Below are 24,411 nucleotides of genomic sequence, written 5' to 3' on the forward strand. Positions count from 1 at the left end.
CACCGCCGGCGATCCCGCTGCGCCGCGAGCAGCGCAGCGGGGTCGACGGATCAGTGGCAGTTGCCGGTGCCGCTGTCGTTGTAGGTCTGCCCGGCGACCGGCACGAACTGCCAGTCGTAGCTGCCGGCGTGCAGGGTGAACCTCAGTACCCCGAACGCCGAGCTGTTGCGGGCCTCGCTGTTGGGCTGGATGGTGCCGAAGCTGTAGTGGTCCGCACCGCCCATCCCGGCGACGAAGCTGCGCATGCCCCGGCTGGCGTCGTAGCCACCGGCCGGGTTCATCGGGCCGAACCGTTCGTACACGTGGTTGTGCCCCCAGACGACCACGTCGGCGTTGTAGTCGTAGAGCGCCTGGTACAGCGGCCGCGTCGGCGTCGACGGCGCGTGGTTCGAGCTCGACGTGAACAGCGGGTGGTGCCAGTAGGCCAGCGTGCACGGCTTGCTGCTGGCCGCGAGGTCGGCCCGTAGCCACTGCTCCTGGGTGGAGCCCGCCGACATGCTGATGTTCGAGTTCAGCGACACGACGTGCCAGTTGCCGAGGTCGTAGGAGTAGTAGCCGCGCCCGCTGGGGCCGGCCTGCGTACCGAAGTAGTTGTAGTAGGGGGTGGCTCCCGAGGTGTTGTAGTCGTGGTTGCCCGGCGCCGGGCGGGTGCGCGCCTTGTGCCGGCCCCAGGTGGGGGCGTAGTAGCTGTTGAACTCGGCGGCGGTGCCGTTGCTGTAGACGTTGTCGCCGGTGGTGAAGACCGTTCCGGGAATGTTGTCGAGCAGGGCAGCGGTGGCGGTGTCGCCCGAGCCGGAGTTGGCGATGTCACCGGCGCCGACCAGGACCGGGTCGCCGGAGGGTGGCGGCGTGGTCCCGGTCGTGACCACCAACTGCGGTGCGTCGGCTCCGCTCTCCCGCGAGTCGTAGTAGACGCCGTCACCGCTGGCGGAGGTCACCCCGAAGCTGTACGTGCCGTTGCCGGTGACCGCCGCCCGGACGTCCAGCTCGTACCAGGTGTCGCCGCTGACCGCCCCGATCGAGCCGAGCGTGGCCCCGTCGATGGCCGGCTGGTTGTTCCAGGTGGTGCCGGTCTCCGACCAGCTCGTGTTGGACATCCTCCGGAACGTGCCACCGGCGTCGCTGCCGCTGTTGCCGCTGATCGTGCGCAGCCGCAGCTTCGCGGTGGTCACCGTGCCGCTGACGCCGCTCACGGTGAAGCGCAGGAACGACCGTCGGACGGGGGAGTTGTCGGCCACGATCTGCGTGGACGTGCCGTAGTTGGTGGACGCCGTGTCGCTCTGGACGTAGGTGTCGGCGACCGGCGCGTACGTCACGGTCGCCGCCGACGCCGCACCTGCGCCGGTCACGACGACCGCGGCGGTGGCGGCGACCAGCACCGCGACCGCCCCCAGCGCCACCGATGGGCGGGGAAATCGAATGTCCATCCAGGACCCCTTCTCTGCGTGTGTCGAGCGCAAGGAACGTAGGAAGGTCGCCGGACCGGCGGACTACGGCCAGATGAACAGTACGCTCAAACAGCGAAACATTTCGATGTTGGTGACGTGTTCACCCGACGCTCGTCTGCTCGCTCCCGACGGCTCCTTGTAACCCCTCCGATTAGTTCGCAGGATGGCTGACCGTCAGGCCGCCGATTCGAGGAGATGCTCGTGTACCTGTCGACCGTCTCCCGACCGGGCGCCGACCCGCCCCCCTCCGACCCGCCCGCCTCCGGACGGCCCCGCCGCCGGCTGGCCCTGGTCGGCGGCAACGTCGTGGCCCTGGGCACGGTCAGCCTGATCACCGACGTCTCCGCCGAGATGGTGACCGCCGTCCTGCCGCTCTACCTGGTGCTGGGTCTGCAACTCAGCCCACTGGCCTTCGGCGTGCTCGACGGCGTCCACACCGGAGCGAGCGCGCTGCTGCGAGTCGTCGGTGGCTTCGCCGCCGATCGTTTCCGTCGGCACAAGCTGGTGGCCGGCGTCGGCTACGCGCTCTCGGCGGCCGCCAAGCTCGGCCTGCTGTTCGCCGGCCGGTCCGTGCCGGCCATCGGCGCCGTCATCGCCGTCGACCGGCTCGGCAAGGGCATCCGCAGCGCACCGCGCGACGCGCTCATCACGCTCTCCACACCACCCGAGGCGCTGGGCCGGGCGTTCGGTGTGCACCGGGCGATGGACAGTGTCGGCGCGTTCCTCGGGCCGCTGGCCGCGTTCGCGGTGCTGCTGGCCGTCGGGCAGTCGTACGACGCGGTCTTCGTCACCAGCTTCTGCGTCGCCGTGCTGGCCGTCGTCGTGCTCGTGCTCTTCGTCCGGGAGCGTCCGCACGGCGAGCCGACGGACGGCCCGGACGACCCAAAGGTCTCCGTACGCGAGGCGCTCGGTCTGCTGCGCAGCCGCCCCGCCCGCCGCCTGCTGCTGGCGGCGGCACTGCTCGGGCTGGCCACGATCGGCGACGGCTTCGTCTATCTGCTGCTCCAGCGCCGCGAGGACCTCGGCCTGCGGTGGTTTCCGCTGCTCGCGGTGGGGACCAGCCTGGCGTACCTGGTTCTCGCCGCCCCACTCGGTGTGCTCGCCGACCGGATCGGCCGGCTGCCGGTGGTGGTGGGCGGCTACGCGACCCTCGGCGTGACGTACCTGCTGCTGGCCGGCCCGGTCCACGGCTGGCCGGTGCTCGTGCTGACCCTGGCGCTGTACGGCACGTTCTACGCGGCCACTGACGGCGTGCTCATCGCGCTCGCCGGCCCGGTGCTGCCACCACGGCTGCGGACCACCGGCATCGCGCTCGTGCAGACCGGGCAGGCGTTGGCGTACCTCGTCTCCTCGGTCCTGTTCGGTCTCACCTGGCATGCGTGGGGACCGGAGACCGCGATCCGGCTCGCGGCCCTGGCCGTCGGCGGTGTCCTCGTCGTCACGGTGCTCCTGCTGGCCACCCCGTCCCGCCTGCTCACCCGGAAGGTGCCCCGATGACGTTGTCGACCCGAACGAAACTCGGTGTGGTGGCCGTCTCGACGGTGTTGCTGGGCACCGTGGCGGTCGGATACACCGCCACGGCCGCGCGACGGGACCGGACCCCACCACCCGCCGCCGGCGCGGATCAGGCGGTCACCCTGACGCCCGGGCCGCGCCTGCTCGCGATCACCGACCGGCACGTCTCGTCGGTCGCCGTGGCCGACCCCGCCGGGCCGCGCACCGTGACCAACCTGGAGTGCCTTCGGGTGTACGCGGCGGCCGGCACCGGCGTCTGCCTGAAGCCGGAGACGCCGTGGACGTACCAGGTCGTCGTGCTCGACGCCGCGCTGCGACCGACGCGGTCCGTTCCCGTGCCCGGCCTGCCGAACCGGGCCCGGGTCTCGTCCTCCGGCCGGATGGTCTCCTGGACGACATTCGTCGGCGGTGACTCCTACACCAGCAGCGGGTTCTACACGCGCACGGGCATCCTCGACACCACCACCGGCGCCACGGTGATGTCACTGGAGGAGTTCGCGGTCACCCGGGACGGCCGCGATTACCGCAATCCCGACGTCAACTTCTGGGGCGTCACCTTCACCGCCGACGACAACCGCTTCTACGCGACCATGTCCACCGACGGAAAGCGGTACCTGGTCCGAGGCGACGTCGCCGCCCGCACCCTCGAGACGATGAAGGAGAACGTCGAGTGCCCGTCGCTGTCGCAAGACGGCACGCGGATCGCCTTCAAGGAGGCCGTCGACGCCGACCCGGCGAAGGGCTGGCGGCTGTCGGTCCTCGACCTGTCGACCATGCGGGTGACCGCGACGGCGGAGACGGCCAGCGTCGACGACCAAGCGGCCTGGCTGGACGGCGTCACGCTGGCCTACACGCTGCGCCAGAGCGACGGCCGTCCCGACGTCTGGACCGTCCCGGCCGACGGGTCCGGTGCGCCGACACTGATGCTGCCCGGCGCCGAGTCCCCGTCCCCGGTCACCTGATGGCGAGCGCGGCCGGCGGAGCTGGCTCCACAAACCGGTGGCGGAGCCGAACGGCCGGCATCATGATCAGCGTATGCTCGCCGACCTGTGGCCCCAGTACGGCCTGATCATCTCGACGTCACGACTCGAACTGCGCCTGCCCCGGGACGAGGAGTTGGCGGCGTTGGCCCAGCTTGCCGGCGACGGCGTGCACCGAGCGGATGAGCGTCCGTTCCTGACCCCGTGGACCGACGGCAGCCCGGAGGATCGGGCGCGGTCCGTGTTGCAGGGACACTGGGACCAGCTCGCGGGGTGGAGCGCGGCACGGTGGCGGCTCGGGCTCGGAGTGTTCCACCACGGGCGCCCGCTCGGCGTGGTCACCCTGCGAGCGAACGACTTCGCGGTCGTCCGGGAGGTCACGACATCGGCCTGGCTGGGACTCGACCACCAGGGCAGGGGCTACGGGACCGAGGCCCGCGTGGGTCTGCTCACGCTGGCCTTCGACCACCTGGGCGCGCGGGCCGCCCGCACCGAAGTGTTCCAGGACAACCACGCCTCCCAGGGCGTGTCCCGCAAGCTCGGCTACGAGCACGACGGCATCTCCGTCGACGCTCGTGGCGACGAGGCCCTGGTCTCTGACCGGCTGAGGCTCACCAGGCAGACGTGGACGCGGCAGCAGCGGCCCGCGGTGCGCGTCGACGGGGTGGCGGCCTGCCGGCCGATGTTCGGCCTCTAACGCCGGCTCGTCAACCGGCGGCGGGGCCGCGCTCGCCGCTCGTCACCTCGCCGTTGCGGGAGGTCGACGGGTTCACGGTGGCGCGCAGGGTGATCGACTCGCCGGTGTGGTCGACCTCGAAGAGCGTCCCGGCCGGGAAGGTCGCCAACGTCTCCGGCGGAAGCTGGATAGTGCCGTCCCCGGCCACCACGGCGAAGTCCCGACCGTCCCGTCCCTCCGCGCCCACCCGGCCGTCGCGGATGGTGACGGCTCGACCCAGCTGGGCACCGACGTCACCGTCGTGGGTCACCACGACCACCGTCGTCCCCCGCTCGGAGTTGATGGTGGCCAGCGCGGCGAGCACCTCGTCGCGACCGGCCCCGTCGAGCTGACTGGTCGGCTCGTCGACCAGGAGCAGGCCGGGCCCGGCGGCGAGCCCCTGTGCCAGTGCGGCCCGCTGACGCTGCCCCGGGGTCAGGTCCCTCAAGCGGCGCGCGCCGGCGCCGGCGAGACCGACGAGCTCCAGGATCGCCTCCGGCGGATCCAGCCGGCGCCCGGCGAGCCGCGCCGCCGGCCGCTGGGCCAACCAGATGTTGCGCGACAGCGACACGTACGGCAGCAGGTTGCGTTCGGCGCCCTGCAACACCGTCCCGACCGTGGGCCCGCGGAGGGCGGCCAGACCGGTCGGGGACAGCCGGGACAGGTCGTGCTCGCCCACGTACGCCCGGCCGGCGCTGGGCCGCATGAGCCCGCCGAGAATGGAGACCAGGGTGGACTTGCCCGAGCCGGACGGCCCGACCAGCGCCAGCATCTCGCCGGCGGAGATGGACAGGTCCACGCCGGAGAGCGCGACCACGTCGCCGGTCCCGGTGGAGTAGATGTGGATCAGCCGGTGGCAGGTGACGGGGACGCCCTCGGAGGGCGGTGCGGCGGTCATCGGCCGGTCCGGCGGCGGACCGAGGCGGCGACGAACCGGCCGAGCACCGCCGCGGTGAGGGCGAAGAGAACGACCGTGGGCACCACGAACAACAGCAGTCGGCCAACGTCCGGCCAGTCGGGCAACGGGACCGGCGACCGGCCGTCACCGAACAGGCGCTGCCCACTCCGCATGAGGATCCAGATCACGAGGGTGGCGAGGCCGCCCGCCACGGTGGCGACCGCGACCGGCCATCCGTAGCCGCCGCGGACGGCGCGTGGGGGCAGCCCCTGCCGCCGGAGCGCCACCAGCATGGCGACCCGGTTGCGCTGTTCGGCGGCTGCCGCCGCGATGAGACCGGCCGCCCCGATCAGGACCCCGGCCAACGCGGCGAACAGGTTGAAGCGCAACGCCAACGCCGGCCCCTGCCGGTCGAAGCCCTGCCGCATACTGGCGGTCGTCCGGTCGTATTGGATGACCAGACCCTGTGCCCGCAGCCGGTCGACGATGTCGGCGGGCGCGGTCGGCGCCAACCAGACCTCCTTGACACCGGTCTGGCCGGCGACGGAGAGCCGGTCGGCGTACTCCAGGTCGACGATCATGCCGGATCCCCCGAGTCGGGGCAGTCGGTCCGCCAGGCCCTCAACCGTCGCCTGCGTCGGCGACCCGTCGATCCCCTCGTACGGGTATCCCCGTTGCAGGGATGCCGCCTTGGACCGGGTCAACCAACCGGGTAACGGGAACGGCGAATCGATAACGGCGATGCCGGCCGGCGTGGACCGACGGTTCTCGGCCACATCGAAGACCAGAGCGGCATCCCGGCCACTCGTGGCGGTCAGGAAGGTGTCCGTCGGGTCGGATTGCCGCCACCGTCGCAGGTCGGCCAACTCCGCTCCGGTCAGCCGCTCCGCGTCGCTGTCGCCGGTGCGCAACTCCTCGAAGCGGATCTTCAGCGGCCGGGAGACGACCGGGGCGACGATCTCCATGTTGACCAACCGGCATTCCTGCGCGCACTCGGGCACCTGCACGCGGTATTCGCGAAGGTCGGGACTGATGTCCTTGTGGGCGGTGATCCGGCGGGTGCCGGTCCTGCTGGCGACCGAGACGAAGAGGCGGACACGGTTCCCGCCGAAGGCGTCCTCGTCGTAGCTGGCGGAGAGGACCACGGTGAGTTCACGCCCCCGCAGCAGGAACGGTGCTCCCGGCGCCTCGGGGCGGATCTTTCGTGCGACGTCCGCCAGGGCCACGCCGTACGACGAGTGCGGCGCGGCCACCGTCGCCAGCCGGTCCGAGTCCACGGCGAGCACCGGCGTGCCGACCCCGGTGGCTGCCTCCTTCACCACCGCGGCCATCGCGAAGCGACCCTCGGGGTCGACGGCTCGGACGGACTCCAGCAGGTGCCGGTGCGACAGCGCGTCGACGCCGACCACGCGGGGTGCCCCGACCTCGACGGTCGCCCGATCCGTGTAGGCGGCCGACGCGACCTCGCTCGTCGCGGCGGTGAAGGCGAGCATCGCGACGACCACGGTGAGCAGCGCGATCAGTGGTCGGAATCGTGGTTGGCGGGTCACCTGAACGAGAGCGAGGCCAGCGGTTGTCCGGCCCCGTGCCAGCAGCGCCGCCCCCACCGCCGCCCCGGCGATCATGGCGACCCGCGCCAGCAGGAGGCCCGCGGCGAGCGCGCCGGCCACCGGAGCCAACAGGGCCAACCCCGAGGGCGACCCGCCGGAGCGCAACTGCACCAGGGCGGCCACCGCGATGGACACCGCCACGATGTCGCCGACGGTCGCCCGCCACCCCCGCATCCGCGCTGGCACCCGGCGCAGCAGGTCGACGACCGGTGCGGACAGGGTCCGCGCCTGGGCCAGCAGCACCGCGGTGAGCGCCCCGGCGGCGCCGACGGCGGCGTAGCCGATCACGGTCGTGTCCACCATGACGTCGGCACGGGCGGGCAGGGTGTGCGCGGCGAGCAGTCTGGCGGCGGCGAGGCCACCCAGGCAGCCCAGGGGGATCGCGACCAGCACGGGTACGGCGTGCTCGCCGATCGCCAGTGCCCACAGCCGTCGGCGCTGCACCCCGCGGAGCAGGAGCAGGCCCTGTTCCGGTCGGCGCTCGTCGGCCGCCGAGCTGACCGCCACGAAGAGCACCAGCCAGCAGAGCAGGACGAGCAGGCCGGCACCCAGTGTCACGCCCGCGGCCAGCTGCCCACGTTGGAGGGTGACGCGATCGAGCAGGCTCGGCAGCGAGGTGCCGGCACCGAAACCCTCGCGGCTTCCGTCGCGCGTCACCGCCGCGGCGGTGTCCCGCAGGTCCTGCCCCGACCGGGTCGACACCGCCTGCTCGGTCACGTACAGGTCAGCAATCGATCGGTACAGGATGGCGTCGTCGTCGGCCAAGGGCGAGGACTCGGAGGTGAAGATGGCGTCAGGTGCGCTGCCCACGGCCGACGGGGGCGCCGAACCCGGTGCGGGTGGCCGGAGATATTCGCCGCCGAGCCAGAACGGGTCGGTCGCGTCCAGCGGCCGGTAGACGCCGGCCACCCGCACCGGCACCGCGCCGAACGTGAACTGGCCGCCGGTGGCGACACCCAGATGCGCTGCGGTATTCGTGCTGACCAGCACCTCGGGCAGCTGCCCCTTGGAGGTGGACCGGGGGCAGGCGCCGACAATCACGACCCGTTCGCACACCCCCGCTCGGTAGATCAGGTTCGAGGTCACGCGCCCGGCTGGGCCGGCGGCGACGCCGCCGCTCTGCGCGCCGAGGACGACCACGAACCCGGCCGGCGCGAGTCGCTCGACCTTGGCGGCGAACACACTCCCGGTCGGGTCGCCCGGCATCCCCGGGTACTCCGTGGGGTCGGTGAGCCGCAGCCGCAGTTCGTTCGGGTCGGCGGTGGAGAACTCGTTGCTGGCGAGGGCCCGCCCGGCGGCGGCCACGTAGCCGGGTGCGGCCGCGGCGGCGGCACTGGCGAGCACCGCGAGCAGGAGCACCGCCAGGGCTTGCGCCCGGCGGGCCGCGAGCGCGCCCCCGATGACGGCCAACATGGACGGTGACGCTACCGACGAGCCGGCCCGCGCACCGCCCCGCGTACGCGGATCGATACGGACCGGTTACCTACCGCAAGCTACCTCAATCGCGCACGATCTCCGCTCGCCCGTCGACGAGGTGCAGCTCCGCCGCGCAGGCGGCGGCGACCTCCGCGTCGTGGGTGGCGAACACGACGGCCGCGCCCCGCCGGGCCTCGTCGTGCAACAGATCCAGCACCCGTTGCCGGTTGCCCGCGTCCAGCTCACTGGTCACCTCGTCGGCCAGCAGCACACCGCCGCCCAGGGCCAGGCCGCGGGCGATGGCCGTACGCTGCTGCTGGCCGCCCGACAGCTCCTCGACCAGCTGGTCGGCCTGCCCGGCGAGGCCCAGCTGAGCCAGCGCCGTGGCGGTCTGCCGGCGCGCCTCGGGCGGTGCCACGCCGCCGGCGACGAGAGTCACCTGCACGTTCTCCGCGGCGGTCAGGATCGGGGCCAGCCCGTTGTCCTGGGGGATGAGGACGATCCGGTGGTCCACCGCGTGATCACGGTCGCGGAGCGGCTGCCCGTCAACGGTCACCGCCCCGTCGCGCGGCCGCAGCAGCCCCGCCATGGCGTTGAGCAGGGTGGTCTTGCCCGCGCCCGACGAGCCGGTCAACGCCAGCACCCGACCCGGCCGGACCGTCACCGAGACGTCCGTGAGGACGGGTGGCGCGTCGCCGTACCCGAGCGTCATCCTTTGGATGGTCAACATCTGCAACCGCCCCTCCCCGAGGATTCGCACAGTGCCATGGCGAGCGGGGGCGGCACAATCCGTCGATTCGTCGCGCCGCCGTCGAGAACGTCGTCACTGAACCGGCGCGGTGAACCTCTCGTACAGGACGAGGATGGTGAGGAAGACGGTGAGCAGCCCGAGGGCGGCCAGTGCGGGCAGGACCCCGGCGACCGGCACCAGCAGCAGTGTCACGCCGATGGCGACGAACTGGCTCGGCGAGGTGCGGACGGTCAGCCGGAGGAACAGGAACCGGCCGATCAGGTAGACCGCGGCGCCGCCGTACAACACGATGGCTCACCGCCCCGTCCTCGTGCTGCCACGCGTCGGGGATCACCAGTGTGGCCACGAAGATGGCGGCCATCGCCACGATCATCCCGGCCCGCACCAGGCCGACGTCGGCGCGGACCTGGTTGCTCAGCCAGGTGTAGCAGCTCCAGGCGTACCAGAACCAGGTCGAAGAAGATCTCGAAGGTGGTCGCCCGGTGTGACTCCTCCAGGAGCACCGGTCGGGTCCGAAGGACGCGGCTCATCAGCTCATCCTCGCTCAGGCACCCGTCGTCGAGCCGAAGATCAGGTCGAGGTGGGCATCCAGCGCCACCAAGGCCTGCTCGGCGGTGTACTGCCCGCCCAGCAGATAGATGCCCAGCCCTTCCATCAGCGCCAGCAGGCCGGCCGCGGCGGCGTCGGCGTTCCGAAGGGGCAGCAGGCCGGCGATGAACCCGGTCAGCTGCCCGGTGTCCTCGCGCAGGCTGGACGCGGCTGCCGGCCGCACCGCGGTGTAGGCGAGGAACGCCAGCGCCACCCGGCCGTCGTCGCGGGTCCGCTCGTCGAGTGGCAGCAGGGCGGCGATCATCGTGCGGAGCAGCAGCCGAGGGGCTGGGTCCGGGCCCAGCCGGTCCATCGCCTCGGTGACCCGGATCTGGCTGCGCTCGCGGACCACGGCCAGCGCGAACGCCATCATCTCGTCCTTGGTGCGGAAGTAGTGCTGAACCATGCCGGCGGACACGCCGGCCTCGGCAGCCACGTGACGGAGGCTGACGGCCTCCAGGCCCTGATCCGCGGCGACCCGCATCAGCGCGTCAGCGATGAGGGTGCGTCGCTCCTGGTGATCGACCTTCTTGGGCATGACCTCGATCATCTCAGAGTGGATGGCGCGGACACGCCGCCGACGGGCGGCGGCTACCGGCTGACGGCGCCGGTCGCGGGGGTGCCGCGAGCGCTGCGCAGGAGGCCGTCCGGATCGTCGGCGTACAGCCGCAGCTCGTCCATCGGCTCGGTCCGACCCTTGGGCAGGTCGAAGGTCGTCGGTCGGCGCAGCAGAACGTCGATGCTGGTCTGAGCGCCGACCGAGATGTTCAGGACCCGTCGTTCGCCCTCCTGCTCGACCTGCACCGACCTGCTGGAGGGCAGCGAGCGGTGACGCTTGCGCAGGGCCTCGATGTCCGTCCACGGGATCCAGATGTCGATTCCCGAACTCAGCCGCACCCGCAGGCCCCGGTCACCGACGAGGTGTGGGTGGATCCGCATGCTCGCGTAGAGACCGGCCATCCAGAGCAGACCCCAGATGCCGAGGCCGAGCACGATCCAGCGGGCCGGCCGCCACGGCACCACGTGGGTGACGATGAGGTCGAAGACCGGAATCTCGACGATCGACAGGGCGATGAAGATGCCGAGGATCGGCTTGACCACGCCGAGGTAGCCGAACGGATCGTCGCCCTGGGCCAGCGGCAGCGGCTTACGCCGTGCCCACACGTAGAGGCTGCGCCACATGGCGCCCTCCGTCGCTGCGGCCCGGCGGAGCAGTGGAGCCACCCTCGCCCTGGTCGGGGCCTTCATGTCGGTCATTCCTCGTCCTCGCTCGTGGGCTGGCGGTCAGTGGACGGTGACGGTTCCGGCGCCGCCGTCGACGGTGACGAGTTGGCCGGTGGAGATGGTCCGGGTGGCGTCAGACACGCAGATGACGGCGGGGATGCCGTACTCCCGGGCCACGGTGGGGCCGTGCGCCATGATCGCGCCGGTCTCGGTGACCAGCGCCGAGGCGGTGAGGAACAACGGCGTCCAGCCGGGGTCGGTGGTCGCGGCGACCAGGACCTCGCCGGGCTCGATGTGGGCGGTTGCCGGGTCGTGGACGACCCGGGCGGAGCCGGTCACCCGGCCCGCCGACGCCCCCACACCGGTGAGGGTGCCGTCGCGGGCGGGTTCCGAGGGCAGGATGGTCTCGACGTCGGTGCCGTCGGACAGCAGGGCCACCGGTACCGACCTGCGGCGCAACTCCCGGTGGTGCACCGCCCGGCGGGAGGTGACCGTGGCCCGGTGATCGGTGCTGCGGTGGACCGCAGCCTCCGCCTCGTCCAGGGTCAGGAACATGATGTCGTCGGGCTGCTCCAGCAGACCGGCGGCGGTGAGGTCGGCGCCGATGAGCAGCAGTTGCCGGCGGTTCTCCCGCAACGGGTACAGCCCGGCGAACTTGCCGGCCTCCCGCAGGCCGGCCAACGACCGGGCCCGGCGTAGCAGGAACCCGGCGATGGTGCCGCGTACCGGCCGGCGACGGCGGGCCCGCGCGGCCAGTTCGTCCAGCGCGGTCTCGGCTGCCGCGGCGGCCCGTTGGAAGCGTTGATCGGGCCCCTGCTGCGGGTCGGTGACCCGCAGGTAGTTGGCGATCGCCGCGAAGACCGGTGCCGGATCCTCCGCCCAGCGCGGCACGCCGAGGTCGACCTCAGCGACGCCGCGATGACCGTAGGCGTCCAGGAACGCGGCCATTCCGATGTCGGGCAGCGTGCCGCGCAGATAACGCGCGGCCAACTCGTCCGGCGGGGTGTCGAGCAGGAGTTGGCGGTGCTCGTCCGCGTCCCGGGCGAGTCGCCAGAGCGCCAGGTCCATCTCGATGGTGACGTTGTGCGGCATCCCGCCCAGCACGGTGTGGATCTCGTCCGGGCGGGCGACGCCCTTGAGCAACGAGGCCGGCAACGCGGCGGCGAGCATGCCCGTCACGATGGGCCACATGATGTCGTCCGCACTGTTCTCGCCGTCCTGCGCGCGAAGGAAGCGCAGCCGGTCGGTGGAGGTCCGCAGGTCGTCGGGCGCCGCCGACCGCACTTCCATCCGCTCGACCGCCTGGAACATCCGGATCCGCGCCGCGTCGGGACGGGCCAGCGCGCGCAGGATTCCCACCACCGCACGGCCGGCCGTGCGCAGGGACGCCCCGGCCGCCGCGCCGCGCTCGGTGCTGCCCGTGGTCGGCGCGAACCGCGGATCCGCCAGGACGTGCTCCATCACCGCCTGTGCCCGCGGGCCGAAGTCGACCGCCATGAGCTTGACCAGCCGCTTGCGGGACGACCTGCTCCGGGCCAGCTCGGTCAGGTCACCGTAGAGGCGACCGCCGATGTCGACGATCTCGACCCGGACGCCGAGCGCGGCGAGCATCGCCGCGATCTGTGACCGCAGCGTGGACATGCCCATCGGTGTGACCGGTTGCAGCATGCCCTGAACGTGACCGAACTCCAGATAGACCCGGGGGAGGGGTTTGCCGGTCTCCGGAGGGAGGGGAAACAGGCTGGTGATCGGCCGGGACTGTAGCAACCACAGCAGGCCGTCCCCGTCGATGGCCCATTCCACGTCCTGCGGGGAGCCGAAGTGACCCTGCAGCCGCGCACCCGTGGTCCGCAGCTCCGCCAGGTGCGCCGATGTCAGGCATCCCGTGTCGTCCCGGGTGACGCCGTCGAGGACGTAGTGGTCCACGGTCGTCGCACCGTCCACCACGGTGGTGCCGAGCCCCGGCGCCGCGTCGACCGCCATCTCGTCGCGGCGGCCGGTCAGTGGGTTCGCGGTGAACAGCACTCCCGCCACCGCAGGGGTGATCATGTGTTGCACGAGGACGGCCATCCGCACCGCCTGATGATCGATGGCACGGGCGTCGCGGTAGGCCGTCGCGCGGGCGGTGTGCAGCGAATCCCAGCACTTCCTGATCGCGGCGATCAGCTCGGTGGCGCCCGTGACGTTCAGGACCGTGTCCTGCTGCCCGGCGAAACTCGCGTCGGGCAGGTCCTCCGCCGTGGCGCTGGAGCGCACCGCCACGGGGCCCGCGCCGAGTCGCTGGTACGCGGCGAGGATCTCGGCCTGCGGGATGACACCGAGCCGGTGAGACTCGGCGGTGACGCAGAACCCCTCGGGGACCCGTTCGCCCAGCCGGATCAGCTCGCCCAGCCCGGCCGCCTTGCCACCCACCAGGTCGACCATGTCGGCGGTTGCCTCGGACAGCGCGATCACGTGCATCTGGGCCCCTTTTCTATGCAATGCAACTGCATTGCATCCCACCGTACCCGGCTCGCGATACGACTGCAATGTCACGTCGGGCAGCGGTCGGACGGCAGCCGTGACCCGGAGCTGAGGCGTTGCCGGGATCTGCCATGCTCGGTCCGGTGACGACCGGCCACCCCACAAGAGTCCGCACCCACCGCCGCGTCCGCAGCCGCACCACCGTCCGGGTTCTCGTCGCGCTCGTCGCGCTCGGAGCCCTCATTGGCGTAGCCGTGGTCGTCGTGCCGATGCTGCGACCGCCGGGCCCGCGTCCGCTCTTCCAACTTCCCGTCTCCTGCGGCGAGACGTGGCAGCTCAGCACCTATCCCGGCCACGACGACTACGACGTCGACCTGTTTCCGACCGAGGGCGAGGCGTGGGGACGGCCGGTGCTCGCGTCCTACGCCGGCACGGTCACCGTGGCGGGCGTCAACGGATCGCTGGGCGGGCGTAACCCGGAGAATCCGGAGGGCCCGCGCGGTCGCGGTGGCGGTTACTGGGTCAAGATCGACCACGGCGGCAAGTGGGAGACCCAGTACCTTCACCTGCTCGAACCGCCGCTGGTCCGGGAGGGTCAGCGGGTCGCCCAGGGCGACCAGATCGGCCGCCTCGGCAGCACCGGCAACTCCGGGGCCCCGCACCTGCACTACGAGCAGCGCCGCGGCTGGGACAAAGTCGAGACGCACTTCGACGGGGAGTCGTCGGGTATCACCACCGACGAGCGCGAACACATCGTCAAGCGGACAAGCAACAACTGCCGACCGGAGTGACGGTCGGCGCCACCGTCCGCTGAGGACCAGGTGACCCACGTTTGCCCAGAACGGCTCCGGGCAACTGATGAGGTGACAGTTCAGCCGCAGGGAGGAGCCGACGATGACCAAGGGTGACGTCGACACGTACCACGAGGACGGGCAGTGGAAGAACCGGCCCGAGGGCAACGAGCGGGCCAGCAGTACGCATGACTCCAAGGCCGACGCGCAGGCCCAGGGTCGCGAGATGGCTGCCGACCGTGGCGTCGAGCACGTGATCAAGAAGCAGGACGGCACGATCGGGGAGAAAAACACCTACCCACGCAGCCGCGACCCGCGAGACATTGAGGGCTGACCGCCTCCAGCCTCCTGCGGACTGACCTCTTCGGCGCGGCCGAGGAGGTCAGTCCGCTTTCAGCGACTGCGTGACCCGTCAGCACTGTGCTTCATCTTCGTCCGCCAACTGTGCGTCATGCGGCCGAGCGTGGGCTACTGGGGCCTGACCCGCCCCGTCGGACAGGGGCCGAGGCGGCCCGGGTCAGGCCGGCACCACGTACGGGAAGGCGTCGGCGCGGGCGGCCTTGGTCACGTCCGGGGTGAGGCCGGACGTCATCCCGGTGTTCAGCACCAGGGAGAACATCACCTCGGGCGCGTTGTCGGCCATGGTGCGACCGTTGCGGACCGCGAAGCCGTAGTTGGCCGCCGTCCCGACCTGGTACGGCAGCACATCGGGATACACCTGCCGGACCACGCTCCAGCCGTACGACTGGGGATCCGGCGCGGTCCCGTTCGCGGCGACCACCCGCGCGACCGCTGACGCGATCTCCTCGCCGTCCTCGGTGAGGTCCTTGCTGGGGTGTCGCGCGTTGGCCGGGTTGGAGAAGTCGGTGTCGGTCGGCCAGAAGATCGGCCACATCATCGGGTGGCCGCCACGGTTGATCGGCCGCCACCCCCCGGCGTCGGTCGCCAGCTTGGTGGTGCACCAGACGCCGATCTGCGTGCCGTCGCGCAGCAGCGGCTCGTCCTGGGAGACCTCGAGGACGATCGACTCGACGGTGGTGCCGGCGAAGCTGTTTGTGGCCTGGTCGGCCTTCCACGCCGAGCGGTCCAGCTTCGCGCCGTTCTTGAACGCGGCGTTGACGGTCGCGAGCTGGCCGAGGTCGATGTAGAACGGATCGGTGATCCGCCCGGCCCAGATCCGGACGTTTCCGCCGCTCGACACCTCGCCGGTCCGGCCCTCGACGACGGGAGTACCCATCGCGGCGTCGTCACGGGCATCCGCTCCGGTGAGCTCGTACACCATCAGCGTCTGCTTCCCGGCGCCGTCCGGTTCGCCGAAGGCCACCCGGTAGGCCAACTCCTCGAACTCGCCGCCATCGACGTGAATTTTGATTTCGTAGCGCGCCTCGGCATGGAAGCCGCGCTGGATGTCGGCCTTCGTCACCGAGCTGTTGACGTCCATGACGAACACGGTGGCGCGCTCTCCGTTGAAGACGTACAGGTCGTTGATGTAGAGCTGGCCGTTCTGGGCGGCGAGGGGGGTGTCGAGGTGGTGCGACATAGGTTCACTCCCGGTGATGCCGGAATTACTGGGTGAATCCGAACATAGCGGGCATCGTTTGTTCGTCTCGGGTCATCGGCCGAATCCGCGCCCCGGCCTTCCGCTCGGCTGATGAGGAGCTGCGGGTCACCGAGGGTGCCGCCCGCTGGGGGAGGGCGACGATGGTGGAGCGGAGGCGGTTGAGGGCTTCCGCACGAGCGCCGGTCAGCGACGGTTCCTGCGTCAGCAGTGCCCGACGGACCTCGACATGGCGGGGCATCTGGGTGAACGCCGTGGTGATGGCATCGAGGACCGCCGGATGGCTGCCCCAGGGCCCGCCGAGGATGACCAGTCGCGGGTCGGTGAGCGCGACGATGGCGGCGAGAACGCCGCTGACGGCGCGCCCCAGCGCTTCACGCGTGGCCATGTCGGTCTGACGGACGCGATCCGCGTCGATGGCCGTCGTGCCGGCGCGGCGCAGGTCGAGGTCGGCGAACACGTCGATGAACCGGGTTGCCTGGCCGTGTGGGCCGATGGTCAGCAGGTGGGCGATCTCGCCGGCCAGCCCGGTGTGGCCTCGGCGTACCTCGCCGTCACTGACGACCGCGCAGCCCAGCCCCTCGCCGAGGAAGACGTAGGCGAAGTCGCTCAAGCGGGTCGGATCGTTGTCTCGTTCGGCCTGCGCCGCCCAGTTGACGTCGTTGTCGACGATGACCGGGCCGCCGACCTGTGGCGCCAGAACGTCGACCGGGTCGAGGTCGCCGAGCAGGAACGGTGCGTCGGGCAGTCGGACCAGTCGACCGCTGGCGCGTTCCACCGGGTCGGCGGCGCTGACGACCGCCAGTCGGATCGCTCCTCCGGCGCTCTCCCGTGCCTGTGCGGCGGCGGTGCCCAGGGCCGTCGCGACCTGCTCGGCCCGCGCCGGCCGGCTGATGTCGTGGCGGGTCCGCCCGAGGATGTCGCCGTGGGCGTCGACCCGCTCGACGACCACTCCGTCGGGCGCGATGCTGATGGCCAGGGCGGTGCCGGCCGTGTCGGCGAGGGCGTAGTACGAGCCGACGCGGCCCCGGCCGCGCCCGCCAGGCGTCCGTTCCCCGGTGTCCACGACCAGGCCGGCTTCGGCCAGCCGGCGCACGCTCTCGCCAACGGTGGGCTTGGACAGGCCGCTGCGGGTCGCCAGGTCGGCCCGGGTCAGCCGCCGTGCCTGCATCAACTCCCGCAGCACGTGCTCGTCGGTCAGCGAGCGGAGCAGCTCCAACGAGGGCTTGACGGTGGTCACCCACCGATTCTAGGCAGGAGCCTTGCCTAGAAGGGTGCCCGCCTCCTACAGTCTTTCCAAGAAGGAGCCCTAACTAGAAGGAGTCGCGCCGTGAACGCCCAGCCCGCTCTGGCCGCCGCACCGCTACCGCCCCTGCCGCACTGGGAGTCGCCGCCGGACGACCTTCCCGCCGCCATCCGCCAGATCAAGGCCGCGCTACGGGCCCGAATCGAGGCCTCCGGCCGCACCGTCGAGGAGGTGTTCGCGGTCGTCGAACAGCGGGTCCAGGCGAAGGTCGACGACATCACCGCCGCCAGGGAGCGCGGCGAGACGATCTGGCCGGTCATCGAGTACGCGGACATCGAGGCCGGCACGGTGTCAGCCGAAGCGGTGGAGAAGCTGCGCGAGCGGGGCTGCCTCGTCGTACGCGGGCACTTCGACCGCCAGCAGGCCCTCGACTGGGACCGCGACATCGTCGACTACGTGGACGGCAACGGCTTCTTCGAGGCGTACCGAGGGCCCGGCGACGACTTCTTCGGCAGCGTGGGGTCCAAGCCCGAGATCTACCCGGTCTACTGGTCGCCCGCCCAGATGCAGGCCCGCCAGAGCGACCGGATGGCCCGGGTGCAGGCGTTCCTCAACAGCCAGTGGAAGCAGGAGTCCGAGGGTGTGCGGTGGTTCGACCCGAACCGCGACTCGCTCTACCCGGACCGGATCCGCCGCCGGCCGCCGGGCGCCGACTCGGGCGGTCTGGGCACCCACCTCGACCCCGGCACCCTCGACCTGTGGATGACCGAGGCGTACCAGAAGACCTTCCGGCACCTCTTCAGCGGCACGGTCGAGCAGTACGACCCCTGGGACGCCGCCCACCGCACCGCCGGACCGCAGTATCCCGGCACCACCATGTGCTCGGCCTTCCGCACCTTCCAGGGCTGGACCGCGCTCTCCGACATGGACCATGACCAGGGAGTGCTGCACACGGTCCCGATCCCCGAGGCGATGGGCTACCTGATGCTCCGGCCGCTGCTGGCCGACGTGCCCGCCGACGACATGTGCGGCGTCACGGTCAACCAGGTCTTTCCCGCCAACGACAGGTGGCACCCGCTGCTCATGCGGGCCCTCACCGGCATCCCCGACGTCAGGGCGGGCGACTCCGTCTGGTGGCACTGCGACATGATCCACAGCGTGGCGCCCGTCCAGGGTCAACAGGGGTGGGGCAATGTCATGTACATTCCCGCGGCCCCGTGGTGCCCCCGCAACGAGCGGTACTCGGCGGCCGTCCGGGAGGCGTTCCAGACCGGGTCCAGCCCGACCGACTTCCCGGCCGAGCACTACGAGCGCGGTTGGCCCAACCGCTTCCAGCCCGACAGCCTCAACCCCACCGGACGGCGCGGCCTGGGCCTGGACTGATCGCCCGCACCGGACAGTGGGCCGACGGTGCGGGCCTCCGTCGGACGGAGCGCAACAGCGCATGGCGGTGGGCCGCCCGAAGATGCTCTCGGGCGGCCCAATCGCGGGTGGTACGAGCTGTCGGCGTCCTCAGATGCGGGACCACTTCTGGTTGGCGGCGCCGATGCAGTCCCACAGGTGCAGTTTGCCGCCGTTGGCGGGGTTGGCGTCCCGAACGTCCACGCACCGGTTGGCGCTGACGTTGATCAGGTCGCCGGCGGCGTTGAGGGTGAAGCGTTGGGCGGGATTGCCGTTGCAGGAGACCAGGTTGACCTCGGTGCCGTTGGCGGTGCCCGCCCAGGCGGGGTCCATGCACTTGCCCATCGCGCGGACGGTCCCATCGGAGGCGAAGGTCCAGGCCTGCGCGGCGGTGGTGTTGCAGTCCCAGATCTGCAGCTTGGCGCCCTCGACCGGGTTGGCGCTGGGGATGTCGATGCAGCGTCCGCTCTGCGCGCCTCGGATCCGGCTGGTGCCGGGGGCCGGGTCGCCGCCACCGCCGGAGGTGTAGCCGGACACCCGGACGTAGTCGACGAGCATCTGCTGCGGGAACTGCGTGGAGCCGTCCGGGTAACCGGGCCAGTTACCGCCGACCGCCACGTTGAGGATCATGAAGAAGGGGTGGTCGAAGACCCACCGGTTGCCGCCCAGCCGGGCGGGGTCGACCCGGTGGTACTGCACCCCGTCCAGATACCAGGTGATCACGTTCGGCTCCCAGTCCACCCGGTAGGTGTGAAAGCCGTCGGCGAGTGGCCCGCCGAGGGTGCGGCTGCCGGTGATGCCACCGCCGCCGGAGTAGCCAGGCCCGTGCACGGTGCCGTAGACGGTGTTGGGTTCCCTGCCGATGTTCTCCATGACGTCGATCTCGCCGACGTTGGGCCATCCTCCGCTGCCGGTGCCGAGCATCCAGAACGCCGGCCAGATGCCCTGACCGCGCGGGATCTTGATGCGGGCCTCGAACCGGCCGTACGTCTGGGTGAAGGTGGCCGCGGTCAGCAGCCGCGCCGAGGTGTACTCGCAGCGCCCGTAGTGGCACTGATAGTTGGCGGGGTTGTCCCGGCGGGCGGTGATGACCAGATTGCCCTGGCCGTCGTGGACGGCGTTGCTGGTGCTGTTGGTGTAGTACTGCCGCTCGTTGTTGCCCCAGCCGCCACCGCCGATGTCGAAGCGCCATTTGCCCTGGTCGACGGCTGCGCCGGCCGGAGCGTTGAACTCGTCCTGCCAGGTGATCGGGCCGATGGCGGCCTCGGCCCGGTCCGGGTGCGCCGGGAGGACGAGAGCCGAGGTGGTGGCGAGGAGAGCGACCGCGGCGAGGACGAGGGGTCGGAAACGGCGGGCGGGACGGGCGTTGAACACGGGGGGCTCCTCAGCGAGTGGGGTGGCGGAGGCTGTGCACCGGAGGGCCTGAGAGCGCTCTCTATAGCGAAGCATGTCGATATGACGGTCTTTTTGTCAAGAGTGTTTCCAATGCGACGACAGTCCACTACCGGAGCGTCGCAGTCGCCCGGGTCGGGCTGGTCCACCGTCCGCCCATCCGGGCGCCGCTCCCACCCGGCGGCCGACCGCCGGGCCGACTCTCGCCTGCCTTCGACAGCGGCGGCAGGACCCGGTTCGGGAGCGGGGGCTGGATCTGGTTCGGGAGCGGGTGGCAGGACCGGTTCGGGAGCGGGGGCAGGACCTGCGGGTCTGCGGCCGCACCGGGCTGAGGGCACCTTCTTTGCCGCCTTTGCTCTGCTTCAACCCGCGCAACGGTTTCGGGCCGCGAGTGTTGCGTGGGTTGAAGCAGAGCAAAGGGTGCGAGCTGACCACTGGCGCGTCCGCTGGCGAACCGACGTCGCTGGCGAGCCGACGTCGCTGGCGAGCCGACGTCGCTGGCGAGCCGACGTCGCTGGCGAGCCGATGTCGCTGGCGAACCGACGTCTCCGAGGGTCACGGTTCGCCGGTGAACCTGTGCACCGCCATCCGCTGCGGCTCCGGAGCACATTCCTCCGATAGGGGTCTAATCGATCCTTCCTATTGCCGTGAGGCGTCCACGGGGGACAGGATGACGAGGCTCGCCGGAAACATCCCCGTAACCTGCGTGCTGCTGGTCTCTGTCACGAGGAAGTGGGAGTCAGTCATGAGCGACGTGTCGACGGCGCTGGGTGTGCGCCTCTACCCGGACCTGGTCGAGCGGGGTGGTCTGGCCCCCGCGCTCATCGAGATCGCCGCCCGGCACGAGCTCGACCTCGGCCGGATAACCGCTCCCGAGCAGGGGCGTGCCCGGTTCACCTGCGCCGAGCTGCACTCCGACCAGGGCGTGGTCTGCGTCGGGCTGGGTTCTCAGGCCCGGTACTTCATGGTGGACCTTCGGGTTGCCGGCGAGGTTCAAGCACGGGGCGACGCCATGGACCTCGTGCAGGTGGCCCAGCTGGCCGCGGCCTGGCGGGCCGGGCTGACGCTCACCGAGCTCACCGCCCGGTTCCCCTTCATGGAGGAGATGAAGAGCCGCCCGACGTCGGTGGCTCAGGCACGCTAGCGAGCCTGCCGCAGCGCGGTCGGGCCAAAGGCGGGTCAGCAGCGCAGCCGGGGTGGCAACGGTGCGTCGGCGGTGGCCTCGCGGTCCAGATAGGTGGCCTCGACGAACGCGAGGAAGCGTTCCGCGTCGGCCGCTTTGGAGGCCAGACCGAACGAGACGCGGACCGCGCCACCGGTCGGCAGCCGCAGCGCCCCGAGATACTCATCGATCGTGTCGATCCGCGCGAGCAGCCGCCGGCGCAGCGAGCCGCGGCTGATGCCGAACGCACCCTCTCCCGCACCCGGGTTGCAGAAACAGCCGGTACGCAGGGAGAAGCCCGCCGCCGCGGCCTCCCGCGCCACGAGCCGCTCGTCGACCAGGGAACCGTCCGGGTGGCGGAGGTTGAACGTCACCGTGCCGCCCCGGTCCGCACCCGTCGCCGGCCCGTACACCTGGACCAGTGGCCGGCCGGTGCGGTGCCGCAGCGTGGTCAGCCGGGCCAGCAGCCACCCGGTGAGCAGGCCGACCCGGGTGTGCACGAGGTCCACGCCGATCGCGTCGAGCCAGCGCAACCCGAACTCCACGTCCGGGATGCTCAGGAAGTTGAGCGTGCCGTCCTCGAACGCCGACTCGTCGTCCATCGACCGGTGCCAGTCGCCCTGAACGCTGACCGCCCGGATCGTGCCGCCGGCGAACCACGGCCGGCGCAGCCGGGCCAGCGCGTCGCGGCGGGCCAGCAGCGCGCCGACGCCGGTGGGGTAGCCGAAGAGCTTGTACCAGCTCAGGCAGACGAACTCGGGTTGGACGGCGCGGAGATCCAACCGGTTCGTCGGGGCGTACGCGGCGGCGTCGAGCAGCACGTCGTACCCGTGCCGGTGGGCCAGCTCCACCCAGCTCAGCGGGTGCTGCACGCCGGAGAAGTTGCTCTGCGCCGGGTACGCGAACAGGCCCCGACCGCCGGGCCGACCCCGCCGCCCGCCCAGCCCGCCGCGGTTGGCGTCCAGCACGTCGACCAGGTCCGCCTCGGCGACCCGCAGCTCCGGACCGGCCAGCGGTACGTAGCGCGCCCGCGCGCCGGCTGCCCGGGCGTACTCGCGGATGCCGTTGACCGAGTTGTGGTTGTCCCAGGTCAGCACGAACGGTGCGGTCCGGCTGAAGTCGTACGCCTCGCCGACCAGCCGGCAGGCGCCGCTGGCGTTCGGGGTGAAGACGACCGCGTACTCCGCCGGGTCCGCCCGGAAGAAGTCGAGCACCGCGTGCCGGGCCGACTCCACCAGGGAGCCGGCCGCCTCCGAGGTCGGGTTCTCCGAGTGCGGATTGCTGTACAGGCCCGCCAGCAACCGGTCGTGGTGGGCTCTCACCTGTGCCTGTGCGGCCACCCCGGACCCGGCGTAGTCCAGGTAGACGTGGCCGTGCCGGTCGAGGTACCGGTATTCGGTGGCGCGCAGTTCGTCGATCCGGGCGGTGCCGGCGTACCCCGGCAGCTTCGCCGGCGATGTGCCGGCGGCGGTGCGGGACGCGGGTTCAGGAGGCACGGTGACGCTCCCTGCGGACCAGCACCACCCAGGTCGCGGCGAGGAAGAGCAGCACGAAACCGCCGAGCACCAGCCAGTTCACCCACACCGGGCGGGAGAAGCTGTCGCCGTAGGTGGCCAGCAGGGGCGGACCGAGCGGGGAGGCGCCCTCCCGCCAGAGCCGCTCCACCCCGGCTGTGTGGCCCAAGCCCTCGAACGCCCACCGGTTCGACATCGCGTAGCTGAGCCACTGGCCGCCGGCCGCCATGGCCGGCACCGGCAGGATCGCGCCGACGAACAGCACCTGCGGGAAGCAGAGCATTGGCAGCATGAGCGTGGCCTGGGCGGCGTCGGAGACGGCCGCGGAGCAGAGCAGGCCGAGGGTGAGCGCGGCCGCCGAGGAGAGCAGCAGCGTCGTGTACAGGGCGGTGAAGCCGGCGCCGTCGACCGGCGGCAGCCGATCGGTGCCGCGCAGCACACCGAGCAGGGCGAGGTCCACCAGGGCCAGCAGGGGCAGCAGCACCGCCACCTTCGCCACCAGGTACGGCAGCAGCCGGACACCCGCCAGCCGCTCCCGGCGCAGGATCGGCAGCTCGGTGCAGATCTGGAGCAGGCCATAGGTCAGACCGAAGAAGAAGCCGCCGAACGCGATCCAGAACAGGATCATCACGGTCACGGTCGGGCTGGGGTGCGCCGGGTCGAACGCCCCGGGGCGGAACAGCAGCGCGAACATACCGAGCACCATCAGTGGCGAGCCGAGCAGGATCGCCAGGGTGAGCCGGTTTCGGGCGACGATCTCGGTGTTGCGCGCGGTGAGGACGCCGAACTGGCGCAGCCGGCCGACCTGCCGGTGCCCCGCGGCGCCCGGGTCGACCGGACGGGCGGGTGGGTCGACGTCGCGGTGCGCGGCGAAGCGGTCGGGCAACGCGGCCGGGTCGGTCTCCTCGTCGAGCCGCAGGTGCACCTCGGCGAGGGACCGTAGGCCGAAGAACTCCCGGGCGTCAGCCGGGGTGCCGGCGAACGCCAACCGGCCCTGGCGGGTCAGCACCACGACCCGGTCGCACCGGTCCACGTCGGTGATCTGGTGGGTGGTGAGCACCACGGTGGTCCCCGCGTCGGCGAGCGTGCGCAGCACCCGGAGCAGGTCCACGGCGATCGCCGGGTCCAGCCCGGAGGTGGGCTCGTCCAGGAAGAACACGCCTGGCCGGGTGAGCAGCTCGACGGCGATGCTGGCGCGTTTGCGCTCGCCGCCGCTGAGCCGGCCCACCGGGACGGAACCCCGATCGGTCAGCCGCAACCCGGCGAGCACCTCGGCGACCCGTTCGGTCACCTCGACCGGGCCGGTCCCCGGTGGCAGGCGCAGTCGGGCCGCGTACCGCAGTGTGCGTTCCAGGGGCAGCTCGCGGTGGATGATGTCGTCCTGCGGAACGTAGCCGACCGCACCTTCTCCGGTGGGGCCGTCGTACGACACGGTGCCGGCCGCCGGTCGCCGTATCCCGGCGAGCGTCTCCAGCAGGGTGGTCTTGCCGGCGCCGCTGGCGCCGATGATGGCGACGACCTCACCCGGTTGGATGGTCAACGAGATGTCGTCGAGGATCCGGCGCCCGTCCCGGACGCTCTGGCCCAGGCCCCTGGCGATGATGCCGACGCCGGTGCGCGGGGAGGACGTCGTCTGCTCGGTCGTCATGTGGGGTGTGCTCGATCCGGTCGGGAGTAGGCCGCCTGAATATCGTGCCTCGCCGATGCTACGTCCGGGTGCCCACTCCACCGTCCCGGCC

General features: G+C 71.5%; 20 protein-coding genes and 1 pseudogene. 7 read left to right on the plus strand and 14 right to left on the minus strand.

The features are described from left to right. Positions 1–50: 50 nt before the first annotated feature. Positions 51–1,427 (minus strand): CBM96 family carbohydrate-binding protein, encoded by a 1,377-nt coding sequence (locus ACWD5O_RS04165; protein WP_450084531.1) that lies wholly within the window; start codon positions 1,425–1,427, stop codon positions 51–53. Between the two features lie 222 nt (positions 1,428–1,649). On the opposite strand from ACWD5O_RS04165, the gene ACWD5O_RS04170 reads away from it, so the two are divergent. The 3 genes from ACWD5O_RS04170 to ACWD5O_RS04180 all read left to right on the plus strand — a co-directional run bounded on the left by ACWD5O_RS04170 (position 1,650) and on the right by ACWD5O_RS04180 (position 4,640). Then, on the plus strand, positions 1,650–2,945 hold the full coding sequence (locus ACWD5O_RS04170) for an MFS transporter (RefSeq protein WP_450084532.1): 1,296 nt from the start codon (positions 1,650–1,652) through the stop codon (positions 2,943–2,945). Further along, positions 2,942–3,925, plus strand: a complete 984-nt coding sequence (locus tag ACWD5O_RS04175; RefSeq protein ID WP_354966059.1) for a TolB family protein — start codon at positions 2,942–2,944, stop codon at positions 3,923–3,925. Before ACWD5O_RS04170 ends, ACWD5O_RS04175 begins: the two co-directional genes overlap by 4 nt. Positions 3,926–3,998: 73 nt before the next feature. Then, positions 3,999–4,640, plus strand: coding sequence for a GNAT family N-acetyltransferase (locus ACWD5O_RS04180; protein ID WP_354966058.1), 642 nt, complete (start codon positions 3,999–4,001; stop codon positions 4,638–4,640). 10 nt (positions 4,641–4,650) lie between these two features. On the opposite strand, the gene ACWD5O_RS04185 is transcribed toward ACWD5O_RS04180, so the two are convergent. The 8 genes and pseudogenes from ACWD5O_RS04185 to ACWD5O_RS04220 form a co-directional block, all read right to left on the minus strand. After that, positions 4,651–5,556 carry an ABC transporter ATP-binding protein gene (locus ACWD5O_RS04185; RefSeq protein ID WP_354966057.1) on the minus strand — a complete coding sequence of 302 codons (906 nt, stop codon included), beginning with the start codon at positions 5,554–5,556 and terminating at the stop codon, positions 4,651–4,653. Next, positions 5,553–8,579, minus strand: a complete 3,027-nt coding sequence (locus ACWD5O_RS04190) for an FtsX-like permease family protein (RefSeq protein ID WP_354966056.1) — start codon at positions 8,577–8,579, stop codon at positions 5,553–5,555. Before ACWD5O_RS04190 ends, ACWD5O_RS04185 begins: the two co-directional genes overlap by 4 nt. An 85-nt stretch (positions 8,580–8,664) precedes the next feature. Then, a complete protein-coding gene (locus ACWD5O_RS04195; protein ID WP_387327069.1) occupies positions 8,665–9,294 on the minus strand; it encodes an ATP-binding cassette domain-containing protein in 630 nt (209 codons plus the stop codon). A 111-nt stretch (positions 9,295–9,405) separates the two neighbouring features. After that, entirely contained in the window at positions 9,406–9,621 is a 216-nt protein-coding gene (locus tag ACWD5O_RS04200; RefSeq protein ID WP_387327072.1) for a hypothetical protein, read from the minus strand. Between the two features lie 76 nt (positions 9,622–9,697). Then, a pseudogene (locus ACWD5O_RS04205) lies at positions 9,698–9,751 on the minus strand (hypothetical protein); the annotation flags it as partial. A gap of 126 nt (positions 9,752–9,877) precedes the next feature. Then, entirely contained in the window at positions 9,878–10,459 is a 582-nt protein-coding gene (locus tag ACWD5O_RS04210) for a TetR/AcrR family transcriptional regulator (RefSeq protein ID WP_354966054.1), read from the minus strand. A gap of 53 nt (positions 10,460–10,512) precedes the next feature. Next, on the minus strand, positions 10,513–11,178 hold the full coding sequence (locus ACWD5O_RS04215) for a hypothetical protein (RefSeq protein WP_354966053.1): 666 nt from the start codon (positions 11,176–11,178) through the stop codon (positions 10,513–10,515). A 27-nt stretch (positions 11,179–11,205) separates the two neighbouring features. After that, the gene (locus ACWD5O_RS04220) at positions 11,206–13,605 is read right to left on the minus strand and encodes a PEP/pyruvate-binding domain-containing protein (protein WP_450084533.1); all 2,400 of its coding nucleotides are present in this window, start codon (positions 13,603–13,605) and stop codon (positions 11,206–11,208) included. Positions 13,606–13,739: 134 nt separating this feature from the next. Here ACWD5O_RS04220 and ACWD5O_RS04225 point away from each other — a divergent pair, with 134 nt between their 5' ends. After that, positions 13,740–14,399, plus strand: a complete 660-nt coding sequence (locus tag ACWD5O_RS04225) for a M23 family metallopeptidase (RefSeq protein ID WP_449935397.1) — start codon at positions 13,740–13,742, stop codon at positions 14,397–14,399. 103 nt (positions 14,400–14,502) lie between these two features. Beyond that, positions 14,503–14,733 carry a DUF2188 domain-containing protein gene (locus ACWD5O_RS04230; protein WP_354966050.1) on the plus strand — a complete coding sequence of 77 codons (231 nt, stop codon included), beginning with the start codon at positions 14,503–14,505 and terminating at the stop codon, positions 14,731–14,733. A gap of 183 nt (positions 14,734–14,916) precedes the next feature. Here ACWD5O_RS04230 and ACWD5O_RS04235 read toward each other — a convergent pair whose 3' ends face one another. Together ACWD5O_RS04235 and ACWD5O_RS04240 are read right to left on the minus strand one after the other, a co-directional pair. Continuing rightward, positions 14,917–15,939 (minus strand): DUF4331 family protein, encoded by a 1,023-nt coding sequence (locus ACWD5O_RS04235; RefSeq protein ID WP_450084534.1) that lies wholly within the window; start codon positions 15,937–15,939, stop codon positions 14,917–14,919. 25 nt (positions 15,940–15,964) lie between these two features. Beyond that, the gene (locus ACWD5O_RS04240; RefSeq protein ID WP_450084535.1) at positions 15,965–17,197 is read right to left on the minus strand and encodes an ROK family transcriptional regulator; all 1,233 of its coding nucleotides are present in this window, start codon (positions 17,195–17,197) and stop codon (positions 15,965–15,967) included. Between the two features lie 90 nt (positions 17,198–17,287). On the opposite strand from ACWD5O_RS04240, the gene ACWD5O_RS04245 reads away from it, so the two are divergent. Further along, complete coding sequence (locus ACWD5O_RS04245) at positions 17,288–18,586, plus strand: DUF1479 domain-containing protein (protein ID WP_450084536.1); 1,299 nt, start codon at positions 17,288–17,290, stop codon at positions 18,584–18,586. Between the two features lie 129 nt (positions 18,587–18,715). Here ACWD5O_RS04245 and ACWD5O_RS04250 read toward each other — a convergent pair whose 3' ends face one another. After that, complete coding sequence (locus tag ACWD5O_RS04250) at positions 18,716–19,978, minus strand: family 16 glycosylhydrolase (protein ID WP_450084537.1); 1,263 nt, start codon at positions 19,976–19,978, stop codon at positions 18,716–18,718. Between the two features lie 763 nt (positions 19,979–20,741). Here ACWD5O_RS04250 and ACWD5O_RS04255 point away from each other — a divergent pair. Next, complete coding sequence (locus ACWD5O_RS04255) at positions 20,742–21,140, plus strand: hypothetical protein (RefSeq protein WP_354966045.1); 399 nt, start codon at positions 20,742–20,744, stop codon at positions 21,138–21,140. Positions 21,141–21,175: 35 nt separating this feature from the next. On the opposite strand, the gene ACWD5O_RS04260 is transcribed toward ACWD5O_RS04255, so the two are convergent. Further along, positions 21,176–22,654 (minus strand): aminotransferase class V-fold PLP-dependent enzyme, encoded by a 1,479-nt coding sequence (locus ACWD5O_RS04260; RefSeq protein ID WP_450084538.1) that lies wholly within the window; start codon positions 22,652–22,654, stop codon positions 21,176–21,178. Continuing rightward, positions 22,644–24,320 carry an ATP-binding cassette domain-containing protein gene (locus ACWD5O_RS04265; RefSeq protein ID WP_450084539.1) on the minus strand — a complete coding sequence of 559 codons (1,677 nt, stop codon included), beginning with the start codon at positions 24,318–24,320 and terminating at the stop codon, positions 22,644–22,646. Before ACWD5O_RS04265 ends, ACWD5O_RS04260 begins: the two co-directional genes overlap by 11 nt. Positions 24,321–24,411 lie beyond the last annotated feature (91 nt).

The sequence above is a fragment of the Micromonospora sp. NPDC005161 genome (assembly GCF_053599855.1).

Excerpts from the sequence above, each read along its gene's own strand:
- ACWD5O_RS04165 (WP_450084531.1), bottom strand. The coding sequence starts at position 1,427 with ATGGACATTCGATTTCCCCGCCCATCGGTGGCGCTGGGGGCGGTCGCG.
- ACWD5O_RS04185 (WP_354966057.1), bottom strand. The coding sequence starts at position 5,556 with ATGACCGCCGCACCGCCCTCCGAGGGCGTCCCCGTCACCTGCCACCGG.
- ACWD5O_RS04215 (WP_354966053.1), bottom strand. The coding sequence starts at position 11,178 with ATGACCGACATGAAGGCCCCGACCAGGGCGAGGGTGGCTCCACTGCTC.
- ACWD5O_RS04195 (WP_387327069.1), bottom strand. The coding sequence starts at position 9,294 with ATGACGCTCGGGTACGGCGACGCGCCACCCGTCCTCACGGACGTCTCG.
- ACWD5O_RS04235 (WP_450084534.1), bottom strand. The coding sequence starts at position 15,939 with ATGTCGCACCACCTCGACACCCCCCTCGCCGCCCAGAACGGCCAGCTC.
- ACWD5O_RS04175 (WP_354966059.1), top strand. The coding sequence starts at position 2,942 with ATGACGTTGTCGACCCGAACGAAACTCGGTGTGGTGGCCGTCTCGACG.
- ACWD5O_RS04230 (WP_354966050.1), top strand. The coding sequence starts at position 14,503 with ATGACCAAGGGTGACGTCGACACGTACCACGAGGACGGGCAGTGGAAG.
- ACWD5O_RS04190 (WP_354966056.1), bottom strand. The coding sequence starts at position 8,579 with ATGTTGGCCGTCATCGGGGGCGCGCTCGCGGCCCGCCGGGCGCAAGCC.
- ACWD5O_RS04220 (WP_450084533.1), bottom strand. The coding sequence starts at position 13,605 with ATGCACGTGATCGCGCTGTCCGAGGCAACCGCCGACATGGTCGACCTG.
- ACWD5O_RS04265 (WP_450084539.1), bottom strand. The coding sequence starts at position 24,320 with ATGACGACCGAGCAGACGACGTCCTCCCCGCGCACCGGCGTCGGCATC.
- ACWD5O_RS04225 (WP_449935397.1), top strand. The coding sequence starts at position 13,740 with ATGCTCGGTCCGGTGACGACCGGCCACCCCACAAGAGTCCGCACCCAC.
- ACWD5O_RS04180 (WP_354966058.1), top strand. The coding sequence starts at position 3,999 with ATGCTCGCCGACCTGTGGCCCCAGTACGGCCTGATCATCTCGACGTCA.
- ACWD5O_RS04255 (WP_354966045.1), top strand. The coding sequence starts at position 20,742 with ATGAGCGACGTGTCGACGGCGCTGGGTGTGCGCCTCTACCCGGACCTG.
- ACWD5O_RS04210 (WP_354966054.1), bottom strand. The coding sequence starts at position 10,459 with ATGCCCAAGAAGGTCGATCACCAGGAGCGACGCACCCTCATCGCTGAC.